Raw genomic sequence first — 17723 nt, 5'->3', positions numbered from 1 at the left:
TGAAAAGCGTTCGCCGCCTGTCGTCCAGCGGGGCTAGCCTCGCTGATCATGGGAGCACGAGCGCAGTACGTGGTGGTCGAGAACGGCGCCTGGCAGCGGTACTACTCGCACTGGGCCGCCAACCGAGTGGTCGACGATCTGCTGCCCGGTCCGGTCGCGGCGACACGCTGCTTCCGCGCCAATCGGGAGATCGACGAATGGCTCGACGACGTGTGGTGCGAGGGCGCCGCACTGGTCGACCACGACCGCCGAATCCTGCTGTGGTTCGCCTTCGCGGACAGCTGGGCCGACCATTTCGCCGCCCGCGCCGTACTGGCCCGGACATGGCCCGGCTGGGACGTCCGCTTCGCGCACGACGGCATGGGTGATCTGACCCACCACCTGGGCCTCGGCAGAGACCTGACGCGTGCGCCGGGCTGGTTCGAGACCTTCGAACCGTCCGGGTTCGCGGGCACCGAATACACCGAGCCCTGCTCCGTCGCCTCCCTGCGCCTGCCCGACGGAAGCGTTCGCGCTTGGGGCAGCGACTGGGAGCCCATCGAGCACCTCGCCGCCGGCCCCGGCCTGATCGACCTGCTCGCCGCTTCGCCGGCCACCCCTGCACTCACCGACATGCCGCACGGCGGCGTCCACTTCGACCCCCAGGCCCGCACCGTCTCGCTCTGGGCCGTGCAGAATGCGGCCGGCATCCACAACTGGCCGTTGCCGGGCTGGGAGAACTGGGTCCTGGACTTTCGCGGCGACGACCACACCTGGCAGGCCGGGCTGCTTCCCGCGGAATTCCCCTTCCCCCAGCCCCCGCTCGCGGCAGCACTGCGGAGGCTTGGCGACGGCCTCAACACCCCGCCGTCCGACAACGGCGCGTTCCTTGCCCGCGCCACGGCTGCGCCTGGTCCGGACGGCACCCTCCCCGTGGTGAACCCCGCTGCCCTGGTGCCGCACGAACCGACCGATCCCACCCCGGCTGAACTGGCCGCGCTGCGCACGGCACTTGATGCACTGATCGCAGGAGCGGAGGCCGACTGACAACGTCATGGACTCCCCGCGGCCCGGGCCGGACAGAGCTCGTTTTACAAGCCGCTGCGGCTTCCCGCGCGCCATGACCATGCGACCGAGAGAGGCTGACCACGCGGGGCGGTGTGGTGCCCAAGCACCGTGTTTCACCGGGGACTTCCACCTTGCCCTGTACCGGCACTTCGTTGTGGCACAGCGGGGTGCGCGCCTGCCAGGGCTTCCACGGCTGCCGCGACCTCATGGGGGCTGGAGATCATGGTCAGGTGGCGGGCTCCGGGGATGAGGGTGGGGTGCGGTGCACCGATGCGCCGGGCAGTCTGCTGCGGGGTCTGTCTGCTGAACACGTCGTCCTCGGCACCGAACACGACCGACTTGGGGATGCCGACGGCCGTGAGTTGGGCCACCTCGCTCGCGGGGAGGCCCGGCACTCCCTCGCCGAGCATGCTCCACAGAGCGGCCTCCGCGCCCGGCACCCGCAGCGGCCGACGCCACTGATCCAGTCCGGCGGCGTTGAGCGGCGGGCAGGCCGGTCCGCACTGGGCGTCGTAGAAAGAGCGGATCAGCCAATCGACGCCGAGGCCAAGGCGCAACAGGCTGGTGCGGTAGGGGTCGATCAGCAGGTATTTGAGGACTGACGGTGGACCGGCGCCGGTGTTGAGGGCATCCCCGTCGAGCAGCATCACGCTCCCGATCCGCGCCGGTGCGCGCAGTGCCGCCTCCGCTACGACTGCGGCTCCGCTGGAATGGCCCACGAGCAGGGGGCGCTCCCCCGGCCCACCGAGGTGCATGGCGCTGAGGAAGCCCAGCAGCTGCCGGGTGAAGTGGCTGACGGTGTACGGGCCGCGGCGTTCGCTGTAGCCGTCTCCGGTCAGGTCCAGCGCGTAGACCCGGTGATCGCGCGCGAGGAGCGGTGCCAGTCGTGCCCAGGTGTCCACCTGCTCGAAGGCTCCATGAACGAGGACAACGGGCGAACCAGTTGTGCCCCAGGTCTGGTAACGGGTGCGGACATCGTCCGCGTGAACGTATCGCAGCCCTCCTGGAGACGCGGCCCGTCGTGCGGTGAAGGCGTTGTAGGTCAACGAGGCCGTGGTGACGACTGCGAGCAGAATGGTGCAGGCGAGCGCGATGCGCCTCAACCACCGTCTGAGCCGCGGACGGCGCGGCGCGGGCGTTCGCGGCGCGGCGTCGGAATCCGGCGGCGGGGGGTCGGTCCGCCCGGCCAGAGAGTCGGCATCCACGCGAGTTCCCATTCTGTTTCAGGCACCGGCAATTCCGACGGCCGGCACGGTCACGGACGACGCGGACACGCCGAGCAGGCAGACGCCCATCGCCCTGCCCCACAGCATCGCCCTGTGCAGGACCGGGATCATCCACCGGGAGTCGTCATCACGCGTACTCCCGTGGGTGTAAGAACCCGCCCGGGCGAAGCCGAATGCCCCAGCCCGTGGGGCATCTCCGGGGGGGGGCGAGTGGCCTCGTCGCCGTTGTTCCGCCAGCGCGCGCCGGCCCCCACTCCGCGAGAACGAGCTCCTCGAGCTCATCGCGCACCCCTGGACTTGCCGGCTCAACTTCTCTGCCTCCATGTCCAGTTCGGCCCTGCGGGCCGTGGATCAGTACGGACAGACGCATGGGTTGAGACGTGGGAGGGCCGGCCCGGAACCTCTGCTCCGGGCCGGCCCTCCCAAGCCATGTCAGCTTGCGGCGGGGACGGGGTCACGGGTTGGTGCGGGCGTCTCCTTCGGACCGGGCTCGGCTGGCACCGCAGAAGGAGCCGGGGCAGGGGTGTACGGGATCTCGCCGCGCAGGACGGCCCTGGCGCGGTCCTCGTCGAGCTCGCCCTCCCAGCGGGCGACGGCCAGGGTGGCAACACCGTTGCCGACCAGGCTGGTCAGGGCGCGAGCTTCGGACATGAACCGGTCGATGCCGAAGATCAGCGCGAGGGCGGCGACGGGGACGTGCGGTACGGCGCTGAGCGTGGCGGCCAGGGCGATGAAGCCGGAGCCGGTGACGCCTGCGGCGCCCTTGGAGGTGAGCAGCATGACGGCGAGCATGGTCAGCTGCTGGGTGAGGCTGAGGTCGATGCCGAGGGCCTGGGCGAGGAAGACCGAACCCATGGTCAGGTAGATGGCGGTGCCGTCGAGGTTGAAGGAGTACCCGGCGGGCAGCGTGATGCCGACGACGGGTTTCGAGGCGCCCGCGTGCTGGAGCTTGGCCATCATGCGCGGCAGGACGGGCTCGGTGGAGGAGGTGCCCAGGACGATCAGCAGCTCTTCCTTGATGTAGCGCAGGAAGGGCAGCAACCGCAGTCCGTTCAGGCGCATCACGGTCCCGAGGACGACCAGGACGAAGAAGAGGGCGGTCAGCCAGAACGAGCCGACCAGCAGGGCCAGATGGCGCAGGGTGCCCAGACCGTAGTTGCCGATGGTGAAGGCCATCGAGCCGAACGCGCCGATGGGGGCCAGCCGCATGATCCAGCGGATGAGTGTGAACAGGACCGTGGAGAACCTCTCGATGCCGCGTGCGATGCCCAGGCCGGCCTCTCCGCTGGCGTGCAGGCCGAAGCCGAACAGCACGGACACCAGCAGCACCGGCAGGATCTCGTTGCCGGTCAGGGCGCTGACCAGTGTGGCCGGGATGATGGCGAGCACGAACTCGGCGAAGCCCTCGTGGGCCGTGGTCGCCTCGGGCGGCAGGCCCTTGGCGGACAGGGTCGAGACATCGACGTGCAGACCGCTGCCCGGCTTGACGACGTTGACGACGACCAGGCCGATCACCATGGCCACGGTGGTCAGCACCTCGAAGTAGACCAGAGCCTTCAGGCTGACGCGGCCGACCGCGCGGGCGTTGCCCATGGAGGCGATGCCGTGGACGACCGTACAGAAGATGATCGGCGCGATGAACATCTTCACCAGCGCGATGAAGCCGTCGCCGAGCGGCTTCAGGTCAGCGCCGACGGACGGCCACAGCCCACCCACGGCGGCGCCGAGGAGGACGCCGATCAGGCACTGGATGTAGAGGTGGGACAGCATCCGGCGGATACGGCCAGGTGGTGCGGTGACGGTACCCGGGGCGGCGTCGTTGCGGCTCATGCGGGGCGTCCTTCCAGGACGGGAACTAGGAGTTCGGCTCGGGCGATACGCCGGGCGGCGCGGTGCAGCAGCACCGTGGGGGACGCGCCGTCCGGTGCGGGGACGGCTTGGGTGGTGATCACGCCGGCGGGGGTGCCCAGGCGCAGCGTTCCGTCGGCGGTCTGCCGGGCGACGCGGTGGGCCAGGGTGCCGGGGGTGGCGGCGGCCGTGGCCAGAGCCACGGCGGAGGTCAGGCCGATCGCCGGATGTGGGGCGTGCATGGAGACCATGCGTACGGCCAGGTCGTACTCGTCCTGGTTGACGAGTGTGCCCTGTGTGGTGCGATAGGGATCGGGTCGCGCGACGATGCCCACTTTCGGCACCGCGTGGCTGACCGGGTCGCCCTCGCGGGCCAGGCCCATGGCCAGCGCTGCCTGGCGGCGCAGCAGTGTCAGCGCGGGCACTGCGGTGGCGAACGTGGTGAGGGACTCCGTGCCGTCGAGGCCGAACGCCTTGGCCTCGAACAGCGCGGCCGGCGCGCCGGCGTCCACCAGGGAAGCCTCGACGGGGCCGTCCGGGCCGGTCAGCTCGTCCAGTGCCCGGCCGGTCGGCAGAGCACGGCCGGTCGTCGAGCCCGCCGGGTCCTGGAACCCGAGCAGGACCGGTACGCCGCGTGCCGAGGTACCCGGCACCACGGCTGTTCCCTCCTCCGGCGCGACGCCCGCGGGGGTGGGGATGGTGCCGGTGAGGCGGGCCCCGGTGTTGATGTTGAGCATGCGGACGGTGGTGGTGTCCGGCGCGATCGGCACGAGATCGTGGTGGAGGGCGTACAGGGCCACGGCAGTGGCGCAGTTGCCGCAGTTGCTGGCCCACTCCACGCGTGCGTCGCCGATGCCGACCTGTGCGAAGGCGTACTCGACGTCCACACCGGGTCGGGTCGACGCCTGTACGACGGCTGCCTTGGAGGTGGTGGAGGAAGCGCCGCCCACGCCGTCGATCTGGCGGGGGTCGGCGGCGTTGAAGGCGGCGAGCAGGAGGGCATCGACATCCACGCCCGTGGCGACCACGTCGCGGTGGTCGAAGATCCAGCACTTGCTGGTTCCTCCGCGGATCATCTCGCCCTGCAGACGCAGCACAACTGACTCCTCACAGACAGAGAAAGGGAAGTCCACCGACGGTCTTGCCGTGCGTGGTGTCCTCCACGGTGGGTGACGGCAGCGTGAAGTACAATCTCGGAAATCTGCATGGCTATTAAGCTGAAGTAAACTCTGAAGGTGGCGACATGCTCGACGTCCGGCGCATCCTGCTGTTCACGGAGGTCGCCCGGCGTGGCTCGGTGACAGCGACCGCCCGCGCCCTCAACTACACCCCGTCAGCGGTATCGCAGCAGATCAGCCGTCTGGAAACAGAGGCAGGACAGCCCCTGCTGGAACGGCACGCCCGGGGTGTCACCCTCACCGACGCCGGCCGGGCGCTGGCCGAACGAGGGCACCGGATCGAACGTGAACTGCGGGCCGCGGAAAACGAACTCGCCGACTACGCCGGCCTGCGCGCGGGCACACTGCGCATCGGCACCTTCCCCACCGTCGGCGCCTCGCTCCTTCCGCAGGCCGTGATCGCGTTCCGGGACGCCCACCCGGACGTACGGCTGACCGTCCGCAGCGCACGCATCGCCGGACTCTGGACCATGCTGGAGAACCGGGAGATCGAAATGTCGCTGATGTGGGACTACGACTGGAGCCGAATCGACCGGGAGGACATCGTCGTCACCCCACTCCTCGATGACCCGCCGGCCCTTCTCGTCAGCGACCACCATCCACTCGCCGGCCGCGACGCCGCCTCGCTCGCCGACTTCGCAGACGACCCCTGGATCACCCGCGCCGACCATCACCCGGTGGCCGAAGCCCTCGTCCGCGGCTGCCGCGCCGTCGGCTTCGAGCCTCATATCGCGTACGAGGCCCACGACTACCAGGAAGCCCAGGCCATGGTCGCCGCCGGCATCGGCGTCGCCCTCGCCCCCACCCTGGCCCTGGAGGGCATCCGACCCGGCGTCAACATCCTGCCCCTCCAGCCGCCGGCCCCCATCCGCCGCATCCTCCTGGTCCGGATGGCCGACCACTCGCTCACCCCCGCCGCCCAGACCTTCGCCGGACTCCTCCGTGGCGCCGCTGCGGCCCGCACCTTCTGAAACCGGACCACGCCCACCGGTCGTGACTCCACCCACGCGTAAATGCGCGGGTTTCCTGCATCGGTGGCTAAGTCTCCGCGCAGAGGACCAGCCCGGCCCTGTGCACAACGTTCAGCGTGCCCACTGTGTCGGCGTTCTCCACGAACCCGCACGCGGTGCACTGGAACTTGCTTTGGGTGACGCGGTTCTCCTGAGCGACGTGTCCGCAGCCTCCGCCTGCGACCGGGCACGTGCGGGAGGTGTTGCGGGCGTCCACCGGGATCACGCGGCGAGCGGCTCTCTCAGCCTTCTGCGTCAGGATTCCGAGGAACTGGCCCCAACCCGCGTCGAGGATGCTCTTGTTCAGCCCGGCCTTGGCGGCGGCACCATTCGGCAGGAACCCGCCGTCGCCTGCGGGGTCGGGCTTGGGCGCGGGCGCCTTGGTCATGCCCGCTGTGTTCAGCTTCTCGTGCCCGATCACGTCGTGCTCGCGCACGAGGTCCAGGGCGCGCTTGTGGTGGTGGTCCGGCCGTTGCCGCCGGATCTTCGCGTGCAGTTTGGCGACCGTGCGGGCGGCTGCCCGGTCCACCAGGACTTCGCCGAGGTGGGCCGCCGCTGCGTCCAGGGCGTCCTGAGCCAGATCCGCACCCACGGCGGCCCCAGCCCCGGCACCGACCTCGTCCCGACGAGCCTGGCCGTCAGGAACAGCACGGCGGCACCGCGCTGACCAAGGCATGTCCGGCCTTCACCGGGCGCGGACGCGCCGGATACTCGTGGCCGGTCAGTGCAGGGCGTGGACGGGGCCCTCGTCGCCGAGCAGGGTGCGTACCTCGGGGATGCGTTGCCAGGGCAGGCCCAGTGCCCGGGTGGCGAAGCGGGACGTCACGTGGCTCGCGTCGCCGGCCTGTGCCTGTATCCGCTCCCGTGCCTGGTGCGCGTCGGCCGGAAACGGTGCCGCCGAAGGGGTGGGCGGCACGGTGGGGCGGCGTTCGCGGGCGATCTCGTGGATGCCCGTGAGCTGCGCCGAGAGGTCGGCCGCCTCGTCCACGGTTCTGGGACGCAACTCCAGCAGGCCCCGCGCCACCGGGTTCTCCGCCACGGCGGCTTCCAGGCCCGTGTTCAGGACGTACGCGGAGGCGTCGGTGAGCGGGATCGCCCGCCCCACGGTCCGCACGGTGCCGCGCACTCCATGGACGGCCGCGGCGAACAGGGCCGATGCCTCCGACGGATGCCAGGCCAGGGCGCGGGAGGCCGCCTCCACATGCAGGGGAGTCGGTGCGAACCGGTCCTCCGTGCCGGCCAGGCGGTCCAGGCGGTCCAGAAGGACGTCCTGGGGGATCTCCCCGTCGGTCCCGGGGCCGGCGATGTGCACGGTGGCGTCGACTTCGGCGAGGGTGCACGCGGCGAGTACCAGAGCGTCGACCAGCGGGCTGCACAGCGTGTCCTCGTCGCCGTGGGTGAGGATGTCGCCGCCGACGTCGACGATCCGCACCCGGCCGGGGCCATAGGCCTCGGCCAGCCGCCGGATCCGCGCCGCCAGACCGGCGAGCCCCTCGTAGGGGTCGAGCAGCACGAGCCGTACCGGCAGGTCCGCGGCGAGCCGGGGGAGGGTGGAACCGGCCGGGGCGACCGCCCGCGCGGCAGGAGTCAGGACATGTCCTTCGGGACGGTCGAGGAGTCCGGTGAAGTCCCGTACGCCGAGGGGGCCGGGAGTCGGGTCGACCTCCGGGCGCTCCCAGGAGTAGGTGGCGACCACGGGTAGGTCCGGGCCGCCGGTCCCGTGCGCCCCGCCCGGCCCGGCAGTCGTGAGCAGCGCGCTCATGGCGATCGCGGTGATCGCGGTCCCGATCGGGTCTCCGCCCCCGCCCGCCGCGATGAACAGGTCCGTCACGCGGTCTCCCGCGCACCGGTGATTCCGGTGATGCGCACCGGAGTTCCCATGTTCCTGCGGGCCCGCTTGTTGACCTCGTGCAGCCCTTCGTAGTACTCGCGGTCCAGGTCCTTGACCCGGTCGGAATAGAACATCCAGGACAGGACGTCGCGGTACTTGAACCCCTTGGGGGTGAGCTGGATCCGGCCCGGGCCGACCCGGTGCACCAGCCCGTTGGACTCGGCGGCGTCCAGCACCGTACCCACCTCGTCGGCAATCGCGTCGAGACCAGAGCGGTCCAGCTCGGCCAGGTCGAGGTCGAAGGTGTCCAACACCAGCCGCTTGCGGGCGCGTTCCTCCGGGGTGAGGACGAAGCCCGTGGTGGGGCGGAGGGTGTGCGCCTTCGCCTGGTCGATGTACTGCGCCACCTCGGTGAGGGACGGCTTGACGCTTCCGGTCATGTAGTCCAGGACCGAGGTGTACGAGCGTGCGCCGACCCCGAGTCCGAGCAGCGGAACGCCGTGGAAGGTGAGGACCTTCTGCACGTAGCCGCCACGGCCGGGCTTCTTGTAGCGGACCGAGCCCTCCTGGACGTAGCCGTGCGCGGTGAACACCTCGCGGGCATAGTCGTAGCGCTCGTACAGCTCGGGCTTCCACATGTACTGGTAGGCGCCTGTCCGGGAGAACCACGCGTCCGGGCGCACCGTCAGGAAGTAGGTGGAGACGGTGGTGGGGGCCAGCTTGGCCAGTTCGTCCACCGAGTGCCGCCAGGACTCGGGGGTCTGTCCCGCGAATCCCATGATCAGGTCGGTGGACAGGTCGGGCAGTCCCCGCTCGTGCGCGATCCCGACGGCCCGGCGGATGGTGTCCTCGCCCGCCTGGCCGCGCCCCGCCTCCCGGATCTCCTGCGGAACCAGGGACTGGATGCCGATGTTGGCCCGGGTCAGGCCCAGTTGGAGTAACCGGCCGAAGCCCTCCGGGTCCGCGACGATCGAGTCGGGAGTGGCCTCGACCGCGACCTCCTCGACAGTGGAGCGCCAGTTGGGATAGACGGACCCGAGGGTGTCGAAGATCTTCTCGAAGTGGCGGGTGCCGAGCAGGGAGGGGGTGCCGCCGCCGATGTAGACGGTGCGCAGCCGGCGTGCCTGGATGACCTCGGCGTGGTCGCGGATCTGCGTACAGAGCGCGTCGGTGTAGGCGTCGTACAGCTCCTGGTCGGTGGAGATGACCGTGTAGAGGTTGCAGAAGCCGCACTTGTAGCGACAGAAGGGCACGTGCAGGTAGAGGTTGAGCTCCGGCACCTGATGGTTCGTCAGGTCGCGCGCCCAGACCTCGTGTGCGTCCCAGGCTCCCCCATCGAGGGGCCGGTAGGTCGAGCGCGGCGGGTAGGAGTACTGGTAGGGCGGAATGACGCCCTGCTCGATGTACTGGGCGAGCTCGTTGCGCAGGTTGTTCACGTTGGGTCCCTCTGGTCGGGCCTGCCGTGCGTGGGTTATCGTGCCTACGCATTCGAACATGCAACAATTTGTTGAGGCCATAGGGTGAGTGCACCAACTCTGGGTTCTTGAAAGGTATTTACATTGGGGAAACCTTCAAGTCACCGATGCCCGGCGAGAGTTGATGCCGAATGAGTGAAGAGCTGAACGCCACCGGCGTGATGGTGGTCGAACCGATGGGGAACGCCGGACCGTTCCTGGCAGAGGCCGCCCGCCGGCTCGGACTGCGGCTGTACGGCGCCACGCACCGCGACGTCCACGAGAGTTACGCCCCCTGGCTGACCCGGGCGTTGGCCGGTGTCTGCTTCACCGACCTGACGGACCCCGACCGGGCGCTGGACGACCTGGAGTCCTACTGCCGGGAGCACCGGATCGGCGCGGTCGCGGCCTGCTGGGAACTCTTCACCCCGCTGGCGGCGGCGCTGGCGGCACGGCTCGGACTGCCCGGCAACGATCCGGCCCTCGCGCAGGCCGCCCGCAACAAGATCGCGATGGCCGCGGCCTTCCGGGCGGCCGGGATTCCGGTCCCGGCGGGCGCGGTGGCCGCCGACGCCGAGCAGGCACACCGGGCCGCAGCCGATGCCGCGCTGGGCTGGCCGTTGGTGGTCAAACCCGCCGAGCAGGGCGGTTCCTGGGGCGTCAGCGTCGTGGCCGGACCCGACGGCCTCGACGACGCGGTCGCCGCTGCCCGGCGGTTCACGCGGGCGATGCCGCACGGGCTGCCGCTGGACGCGCGGGTGCTGTTGCAGAGCTATGTGCCGGGGGCGGAGTACTCCGCCGAGACCGTGGTCGCCGACGGCGTCCCGTACGCGCTGCCGGTGGTCGCCAAGGACACCACCTCCGGGCGGTACCGGGTCGAGACCGGGCACACCTGCCCGGCCGGACTGCCGCCGGAGCTGACCCGGGCGGTGCAGCACACCGCGGCCCGCGCCGCGCTCGCCGTCGGGATCCGCAACGGCATCGCGCACACGGAGGTGAAGATCCCGCCCGGATCCCACACGCCGGTCGTGATCGAGACAGGGGCCCGTCTGCCCGGTGACAACATCTGCGAGGTCGTCGAGACCGCGACCGGGATCAGCGAAGCCGTCGCCTACCTCCAGGCCGTGACGGGCCGGCTGCCCGACACCGGGGCGACCCGGGAACGGGCGGCGGCCATCCGCTTCCTGCTCCCCGAGCGCGCCGGAGTGCTGGAACTCGTCCGGGTGCCCGACGTCCCCGGCACCCACAGCGAGATCGAGGTGCGTCCCGGGGACCCCGTCCCCGAACCGGCGGACAGCTCCGGCCGGATCGGTCACGTGGTGGCGGTGGCCGACTCTCCCGCCGAGGCCCGCTGCCTCGCCGACCTGGCGATCGCCGGCACCAGTCTGAGCGTGAAGTGACCCACCCGTCCCCGGAGCAGCAGTGAAGTGACCCCACCCGTCGTCCCCAGAGCAGAGCGGAAGCCCATGCAGAACGCCGAGCGGGACACCCCGCCCCGGACCGTGCGGAAGATCGCGTTCCTGAGGTCCGTCGACATCCAGCGTGCCGACCCCTACATCCAGCGCACCGTCCGGGAACTGGCCGGCGAGGGCATCGAGGCACGGCTGTTCCACACCCACGGACAGGCCGGGGACGACGACTTCCCCGGTGGCCGCCAGGCCGTCGATCCGGCTGTCACCCCTCGCGAACTGGCCGGGCTGGTCACGCGGTGGGGAGCCGACGCGGCGGTCTCCATCTCCCTGCCGTGCGAGAACGCGCTGCGCGACGCGACCGCGAAGGAACTGCTCGATGCAGAGGGCGTACCGACGGTCGTGACCCCGCTCGCCGCCACCTCGCTGCTGAGCGACAAATGGGAGACCAAGCAGCTGCTCGTCCGTGCGGGTCTCGACGTCCCGCGCGGCTTCCGGGCCGACTCCGACCTCCTGGCCGGGCGGGGCCTCGCGATCCCCGCCTACGCCGACGCGCTGCGGGCCCAGGCCGCGCGGATCGGCTACCCGCTGCTGTCCAAGCCACTGTGGGACTCCACCAGCTTCGGGATCCGGGCCGTGCCCGACCCGGCGGCGCTGGACGCCTACCTCCTCGACCCGCCGCCCGTGTCGGCCGTCGTCGAGGAGTGCGTCAGCGGGGACCTGTGCTCCGTGGACATCGTCGGCGAGCCCGGCGCCTACCGGGTCCTGCCGGTGTGCTGGACCGGCACCGCCGGCCCCGAACCGGTGTTCACCTTCGCCGACCTGCGCTGGTGCGGGCCGCGACCCGAGGCCGACCGGGCGTTCGAGCCCGTCGCCGCCCGGCTGGTCGCCCTCTGCGAGGAGCTGGGCGTCCGTGGTTCCGTCAACGTGGACATGATCTACAGCGGCGGCCGGTATGTGGTCCTGGAGATCAACCCCCGCATCGGCGGCGCCACCACGCTCTCCTGCGCCGCCTCCGGCACCAACACCTTCACCGCCCTGGCCGACATGGCGCTCGGCCGGTACGCCCCCGACGCGGTCCACCGTACTCGCTGGGCCATCGAGTTCCTCTCGCCCGAACGGCTGCCGCAGGGCGCCCGAGAGGAGCTGGCGGACCGCGTGGACCTCGTCACCGCGCACCAACTTCTCATTGACGGCACCGACCACGGCGACATCGTCGTGTTCACTCTCTCCGACGGCGAGGAGCAGCAGACCGTCAAGGCGCTGGAGGACCTGCACGCCGTCACCGGTTTCCCCCGGCAGGAGGTGCTGGACAAGATCCGGACCCTGCTCCGCGCCTCATGACCCCGGACACCTCCACCGCGCCCGCGCCCGCCCGTCCCGGCCCACTGTCGCGGGCCCTCGGCCTGCCCGCCGTCCGTGGGTACGGCCGGTTCGTCACCGGCAACCTCGTCGACTCCGTGGGCAGCGGCATGCTGCTGCCCCTCGGGCTGCTGTACTTCACCACGGTGCGCGGTCTGTCCGCCCCCGCCGTCGGCGCCGCCGTGACGGTCGGTCAACTGGCCGCCCTGCCCTCGGTCTTCCTCGCCGGCCGCACCATGGACCGCTTCGGCCCCCGGGCGCCGACCGTCGTGGCCAACGTGGTCACCGCCGCCGGATTCCTCACCTTCCTCCTCGCCCACCGACCCTGGCAGATCGTCTGCGCCTACTTCCTGGTGCAGTCCGGGGTGAACACGTACTACACGGCGCAGCGCACGCTGATCACCCAGGCCACACCGGCCGGGGAGATCCGTGCCTGGTTCGCGTTCACCGGGAGCCTGCGCAACATCGGCATCGGCGCGGGCGCGGCGCTGGCCGCGGGTGCCCTCGCGCTGTACGGGACCCGAGCCCTGACCGGCCTGCTGGTGGCCGCCGCCCCGCTGTACCTGCTGGCCGCGGTCTGCTTCGCCCGCGTGCCCGTGACGGCGCCGCCCGCGCCACGGGCCGGTCCGCGGCCGGACTCCGGGGACGCGGAGAGCAGCAGCCGGGAGCCCGACCGGCCACGCGACGACGGCACCCGCCGCTACCTCCTCCTCGTCGCCTGCGCCCTCCCCTTCGTGCTGTCCCAGTCGATGCTGGCCGTGCTCATCGCCCTGTACGCCACCACTGTCCTCGGGCTGGCGGCGTGGACTGCGAGCCTCCTGCTCATCCTGAACACGGTCCTGGTCTCCACCCTCACCACCCCACTGACCGCCCACGCCGCACCCGCACAGCCACGGCACTCCATCACCCTCGGCTACGGCCTCCTCACGGCCGCCATGCTGGCCTTCGCCGCACCGGCGCTGCCCGGCACGGCGATCCCCGCATGGCCCGCACTGCTGCTGGCGATGGTGCTGTTCAGCCTCGCCGAGATCTTCTGCTCGCCGGCCCTGAACGAACTCTCCGTCACCCTCACCCCGGGTGCCGCCCGGGGCGGCAAACAGAGCCTCTACCAGCTCTCCTGGTCGACCGGGAACATCGCGGCCCCCGTGCTGTTCACCACCCTCCTGGCCGCCGGTGGCCTCGTGCCGTGGGTGGTTCAGGGCGCTGCCTGTCTCCTGGCGCTGCTGGCGGTTCCCGCCCTGCGGCCGCTGCGGCCGGCGGCCACCGCCCCCGCCGATCCCGAGGAGAGACCGACATCACCGTGAAAGCCCACATCGCCTCCACTGTCCGCGAGGTCCCGGCGGACGACTGGGACCGGCTCGCCCGATCCGCAGGCCTGTACCTCTCCCACCGCTGGCTACTGGGAGAGGAGTCGGATCCCACCGCGACCGCGTCGTACGCCCTGGTCCGTGACGGGGACGGCACGCTCCTCGCCGCCGCCCCCCTCTACCTCGTCCACAGCGAACCCAACGACTTCTACGACCCGGACCTGCTGGAGCTGTCCGGCCCGCCCGGACCGCGGGTGCTCGCCGGTGCCCGCCGCGGGTACCACAACGCGCCCCTGACCGACCCCGGCCTGCCTCCGGAGCGGCGCACCGCCTGCCTGGCCCTGCTGCGTGACTGCGCGCGCACCCACGCCGAGCGCCACGACACCACGCACTGGTGGCCGTATCTGACGGAGGCCGCCGCCGAGCAGCTGGGCGCGGTGTACGACAGGGCCGCGCCGCAGCGGATGGAGGACGACGCCGCCATCCCGCTGCCCGGCAGCTCCTTCGAGGACTACCTCGCCTCCCTGCCCTCCAAGCGCCGGGTCGCGGTGCGCCACGAACGTGCGGCGTTCCACGAGGCCGGGCTGAGCATCCGCCACCTGCCGCTCGGCGAGTGCTTCCGGGAGGCCGGGCAGCTGCTGGCAGCCCTCCAGTCCGCGCACGGACACACGGCCGACGACACCGACCTGATGACCCGTCTGCTGGGCCGGCAGGCCGAGGCGATGGGCGAGCAGGCCCGGGTGACAGCCGCCTACGAGGGGCAGCGCATGGTCGCCTTCAGCCTCTACTACCACTTCGGCGGCACCACATGGCTGCGCGCCGTCGGTACCGAACCGTCCTGTTCCGCCCCGTTCGCCTACTTCAACCTCACCTACTACCTGCCCATCGAGGCCGCCTACCAGGAGGGCACCACCACCCTGCACGCGGGGATGAAGGCCATCCGCGCCAAGCAACTGCGCGGGGCCGAGGTCACCGGCCTGTTCGCACTCCGGTAGGCACGCCCTCGTAAGGCGTCAGGCCTCAGGCGTCAGGCGCAGCGAGATGGAGTTGATGCAGTACCGCTGGTCCGTGGATCTCCGCGCGGTCCCTCAGCTCCAGGGCGACCGCCTGGGCGTCTTGGGCCGGGGCGGACAGGGCGTGGTCGTGGACGACGTACATCGTGAGCTCCTGTGCGGGTCAGGTGTCAGCGGATGAGTGAAGCGTCAGATCTCGTCGAGCAGTTGGAGGAGTCGGTCGACTTTGTGGGTGGTGTTGTAGTGCAGGAAGCCTGCTCGTAGTGCTCCGTGGGGCAGGTCCAGCCGGTTCATGATCTGGGGCGCGTGGAAGTCGCCGGAGCCGACGGCCATTCCTTGTTCGGCCAGCGTCCTGGCGAGATCGTGGGGGTGTCAGGCGGTCGGTCGATGCGCGCGTTCCGCCAGGGCGGCGACGCGCTCGCGTCCCTCGACCGCGACCGTCAGTCCGGGCGCGATCTCGGTGAACCCCGCGTCCCGCACCAACGGCCGGCTGCGTAGTGGCGGCGCTGTGACCGTCAGGCCGAACGGGACGAGGCGACACGGGAGTTCGACGACTTCGAAGCCGTTCACGGGCGCCGCGCGCTCTTGGGGTGGGGTACGCGGTTAACGGCAGGGAAAGTCGCGGCGGACCCCAGCGCAACCAACCGTCTCCCCGGTGAGTCGTATGGGGCGGCGTGAGGAGGCGTACGCCGGTGCTCCGGGTAGGTCGCGAGCGGCGCCCGGCTCGGCGACGTGTTACCTCGCTGCTCCCCGCTACTCCCCCACGCGCCTTCTTCTCCGCCTACGTCAGGACAACCATGGCCTCTCGTTCCCTCCTTCGGCGCCGCAGACGGCTTGTGCTCGCCACCGGTGTCGCCCTGGTCAGCGGTGCCGTTCTGGTTCCCGTCGTCAACGCCGCCACCCCGGCCGCAACGACCGCCACCATTCCCAGCACCAAGCGCCTGCACGACGACTTCAACGGCGACGGCTACCCCGACCTGGCGATCGGCGCGCCGGGCACCACGTTGAACGGGCAGGCGAAGGCAGGGGCCGTCAGCGTGCTGTACGGCTCGTCCAGCGGGCTGTCGACCTCACGCAAGCAGGTGCTGACCTGGTCGAGCCGGTCGACAGCGCAGCCACAGACCCGCTACGGCAGCGACCTGCAGAGCGGCGACCTCGACCGGGACGGCTACGCCGATCTGCTGTCGCTCGTGTACATGTCGCCGATCAGCGGCTACGAGGGACGCTTCCTGGCCGTCAACTGGGGCGGCCCCAAGGGGCTTTCCTCAACGCCGACCCTGCTGCGGAACGTGCCGGCGAACTCCCGCGGCACGTTCGTGGTCGCCGACGTCGACGGGGACAGGAACCCGGACGTGGCGGCGTGGGGCGACGACTATGGCGACGAGACCACGCCGGGCGACGGCTCGGTGCTGCACGGCCCGTTCCAGCGGGACGGCGACAGTTCGAAGACTACGCGGTTCACCCTCTTCCCCGGCGAGGAGTGGTACGCCCTCGCGATGGCCGCCGGTGACGTGACCGGCGACGGCATTGCCGATCTGGCCGTCAGCGCCAGACAGCAGGACGGCGAGATCGGTACCGGCGGGGTCGCCCTGCTGGTGGGCGGTCCTTCCGGATTCACGAACAAGGGCCTCCTCAAGGACGCCCAGGGCCGGCTCATCCGCGGCGACGACGTCGAGATCGGCGACCTGGACAAGGACGGTCACGCCGAGATCGTCGTCGGTCACTCCGTCGACGGCACCGACTACGACGTCGGCCTCCCGGTCAAGGGCGGTGCGATTGCCGTTGTCCACGGCGGCCCGGACGGCGTGTCCACCACCCGCAGGCCGGTGTGGATCAACCAGGACACCGTGGGCGTACCGGGCGTTGGGGAATGGCGCGACGGCATGGGCTCGGGCCTGTCGATCGGCGACACCGACGGCGACGGCTACCCCGACGTAGTGACCGGCCTGCCCGGCGAGGACTTCGACGGCCTCACCGACGCCGGCACCGTGCTCGTGCTGCGCGGCAGCGCGAACGGTCTGACCACCGCCGGCGCCAAGTCGTTCAGCCAGAACACCGCCGGGGTGCCCGGCACCGCCGAGAAGCTGGACCGTTTCGGCGGCGACACCGCCCTCGTGGACGCCAACGGCGACAAGAAGGACGGCCTGGTCGTCGGCGACTGGGCGGAGAACGCGAACAACGGTGCCGCGTGGGTATTCTCGGCTTCCTCCAGCGGCATCACCGCAAGCGGTTCCTTCTCGTTCGGCCCGTCCACCATGGGCCTACCCGCAACCGGGGCCCTGTTCGGAGCCTCGCTGGCCGACTGACGGCAACCGCGTGCCCGTACGCACGAGACTCAGGGCGGCGTAGGCGCCGTGACCGGTGGCGTGCGGGGTCCGCCCGGTGCGGATGGTGTCGGTGCGGCAGCGCTTCTCCGTGGCCGACGTGCCGTTGGCGAATGTGCCACCAGCCCGGAGCGCGGGTGACCTTTGACGGTGAGCTCGTTCCGCGAGGTGGCCTGTCCGGCGTGATGCGGGCCATGGGGCGGTAACCGGTCGGCATGGAGGCATTGGTGGAGCACTGACCCCTGCGTGGTGCCGTCGAGATCAGACGCCCCAACCGTAGGCGTCGTGTGTGGTGAGCTCCCGCCAGAACTTCGGCTCGACTTGCGCTGACACTCCAGCGGCTTCGAGCATCGGTCTGATCTCGGCTTCCTGCTCCTGGAAAAACGACTCGAAGCTCTGCCGGTCGGGCCACTCGTCGAGCACCATCAAGCTGCCGCCGTCGTCGGATCCGTAGAAGCGGTGCGCAATGAGGCCATGACGCTTCGCCGCTTCAAGGACCGTCTGCATCTTCTCCGTGTTGGCTGAGGCGTACTGCTCCACCCCCTTCGGATTGCCGGAGACCTCCAAAGTCATGATCACAGACATAACTCCTCCTTCTCTTCACTCGCACACCAGGCACACTCGGCACTGAGATTTTTACAGCAAAATATTCGCCAATTGCGTCAAACACACCGCAGCCGCCGGAACACCAGCGTTGATCCGGGGCCCGAAGGC

General features: G+C 70.7%; 15 protein-coding genes and 3 pseudogenes. 8 read left to right on the top strand and 10 right to left on the bottom strand.

The annotated features are described in order from the left end of the window. Window positions 1-48: 48 nt before the first annotated feature. Complete coding sequence (locus tag IH68_RS0123055; protein ID WP_159403713.1) at window positions 49-1026, top strand: hypothetical protein; 978 nt, start codon at window positions 49-51, stop codon at window positions 1024-1026. 134 nt (window positions 1027-1160) lie between these two features. Here IH68_RS0123055 and IH68_RS51795 read toward each other — a convergent pair whose 3' ends face one another. The 3 genes from IH68_RS51795 to IH68_RS0123035 form a co-directional block, all read right to left on the bottom strand. Next, window positions 1161-2264, bottom strand: coding sequence for an alpha/beta fold hydrolase (locus IH68_RS51795; protein WP_078912562.1), 1104 nt, complete (start codon window positions 2262-2264; stop codon window positions 1161-1163). A gap of 441 nt (window positions 2265-2705) precedes the next feature. Next, window positions 2706-4103 carry a C4-dicarboxylate transporter DctA gene (gene dctA / locus IH68_RS0123040; RefSeq protein WP_030938242.1) on the bottom strand — a complete coding sequence of 466 codons (1398 nt, stop codon included), beginning with the start codon at window positions 4101-4103 and terminating at the stop codon, window positions 2706-2708. Then, on the bottom strand, window positions 4100-5218 hold the full coding sequence (locus tag IH68_RS0123035) for a PrpF domain-containing protein (protein WP_030938240.1): 1119 nt from the start codon (window positions 5216-5218) through the stop codon (window positions 4100-4102). The genes dctA and IH68_RS0123035 overlap by 4 nt, the downstream gene beginning before the upstream one ends. 146 nt (window positions 5219-5364) lie before the next feature. Here IH68_RS0123035 and IH68_RS0123030 point away from each other — a divergent pair, with 146 nt between their 5' ends. Further along, complete coding sequence (locus IH68_RS0123030) at window positions 5365-6270, top strand: LysR family transcriptional regulator (protein WP_030938238.1); 906 nt, start codon at window positions 5365-5367, stop codon at window positions 6268-6270. A gap of 67 nt (window positions 6271-6337) precedes the next feature. Here IH68_RS0123030 and IH68_RS0123025 read toward each other — a convergent pair. Beyond that, a pseudogene (locus IH68_RS0123025) lies at window positions 6338-6832 on the bottom strand (RNA-guided endonuclease InsQ/TnpB family protein); the annotation flags it as partial. Between IH68_RS0123025 and IH68_RS58205 the strand changes: the two are divergent. Next, window positions 6833-6976, top strand: a pseudogene (locus IH68_RS58205) (LacI family transcriptional regulator); the annotation flags it as partial. Between the two features lie 54 nt (window positions 6977-7030). Here the strand turns inward: IH68_RS58205 and IH68_RS0123020 are convergent. Beyond that, window positions 7031-8140, bottom strand: coding sequence for a DUF1152 domain-containing protein (locus IH68_RS0123020; protein ID WP_037885033.1), 1110 nt, complete (start codon window positions 8138-8140; stop codon window positions 7031-7033). After that, window positions 8137-9576: a coproporphyrinogen-III oxidase family protein gene (locus tag IH68_RS0123015; RefSeq protein ID WP_030938233.1), complete on the bottom strand. Its 1440-nt coding sequence runs from the start codon at window positions 9574-9576 to the stop codon at window positions 8137-8139. Before IH68_RS0123015 ends, IH68_RS0123020 begins: the two co-directional genes overlap by 4 nt. A 170-nt stretch (window positions 9577-9746) precedes the next feature. Between IH68_RS0123015 and IH68_RS0123010 the strand changes: the two genes are divergently transcribed. The 4 genes from IH68_RS0123010 to IH68_RS0122995 all read left to right on the top strand — a co-directional run bounded on the left by IH68_RS0123010 (window position 9747) and on the right by IH68_RS0122995 (window position 14667). Continuing rightward, the gene (locus IH68_RS0123010; RefSeq protein ID WP_037885032.1) at window positions 9747-10994 is read left to right on the top strand and encodes an ATP-grasp domain-containing protein; all 1248 of its coding nucleotides are present in this window, start codon (window positions 9747-9749) and stop codon (window positions 10992-10994) included. 66 nt (window positions 10995-11060) lie between these two features. Next, on the top strand, window positions 11061-12347 hold the full coding sequence (locus IH68_RS0123005; RefSeq protein ID WP_051833661.1) for an ATP-grasp domain-containing protein: 1287 nt from the start codon (window positions 11061-11063) through the stop codon (window positions 12345-12347). After that, window positions 12344-13669, top strand: coding sequence for an MFS transporter (locus IH68_RS58200; RefSeq protein WP_051833659.1), 1326 nt, complete (start codon window positions 12344-12346; stop codon window positions 13667-13669). The genes IH68_RS0123005 and IH68_RS58200 overlap by 4 nt, the downstream gene beginning before the upstream one ends. Beyond that, a complete protein-coding gene (locus tag IH68_RS0122995; RefSeq protein ID WP_030938228.1) occupies window positions 13666-14667 on the top strand; it encodes a GNAT family N-acetyltransferase in 1002 nt (333 codons plus the stop codon). The genes IH68_RS58200 and IH68_RS0122995 overlap by 4 nt, the downstream gene beginning before the upstream one ends. A gap of 25 nt (window positions 14668-14692) precedes the next feature. Here the strand turns inward: IH68_RS0122995 and IH68_RS56445 are convergent, their stop codons facing one another. The 3 genes and pseudogenes from IH68_RS56445 to IH68_RS59850 all read right to left on the bottom strand — a co-directional run bounded on the left by IH68_RS56445 (window position 14693) and on the right by IH68_RS59850 (window position 15255). Further along, window positions 14693-14830 (bottom strand): hypothetical protein, encoded by a 138-nt coding sequence (locus tag IH68_RS56445; RefSeq protein ID WP_159403711.1) that lies wholly within the window; start codon window positions 14828-14830, stop codon window positions 14693-14695. A gap of 44 nt (window positions 14831-14874) precedes the next feature. Further along, a pseudogene (locus tag IH68_RS55440) lies at window positions 14875-15045 on the bottom strand (aminotransferase class V-fold PLP-dependent enzyme); the annotation flags it as partial. A 12-nt stretch (window positions 15046-15057) separates the two neighbouring features. Continuing rightward, a complete protein-coding gene (locus IH68_RS59850; protein ID WP_030938227.1) occupies window positions 15058-15255 on the bottom strand; it encodes a hypothetical protein in 198 nt (65 codons plus the stop codon). A 227-nt stretch (window positions 15256-15482) separates the two neighbouring features. Here IH68_RS59850 and IH68_RS0122975 point away from each other — a divergent pair, with 227 nt between their 5' ends. Continuing rightward, window positions 15483-16991, top strand: coding sequence for an integrin alpha (locus IH68_RS0122975; protein ID WP_030938226.1), 1509 nt, complete (start codon window positions 15483-15485; stop codon window positions 16989-16991). Between the two features lie 279 nt (window positions 16992-17270). On the opposite strand, the gene IH68_RS0122970 is transcribed toward IH68_RS0122975, so the two are convergent. Continuing rightward, window positions 17271-17594, bottom strand: a complete 324-nt coding sequence (locus tag IH68_RS0122970; protein WP_030938224.1) for a hypothetical protein — start codon at window positions 17592-17594, stop codon at window positions 17271-17273. Between the last annotated feature and the right edge of the window lie 129 nt (window positions 17595-17723).

Source organism: Streptomyces sp. NRRL S-646 (assembly GCF_000720765.1).
Classification (GTDB): Bacteria; Actinomycetota; Actinomycetes; order Streptomycetales; family Streptomycetaceae; genus Streptomyces.
Note: the sequence above shows the minus strand (reverse complement) of the source record. Positions and strands in the feature narration are given on the sequence as shown.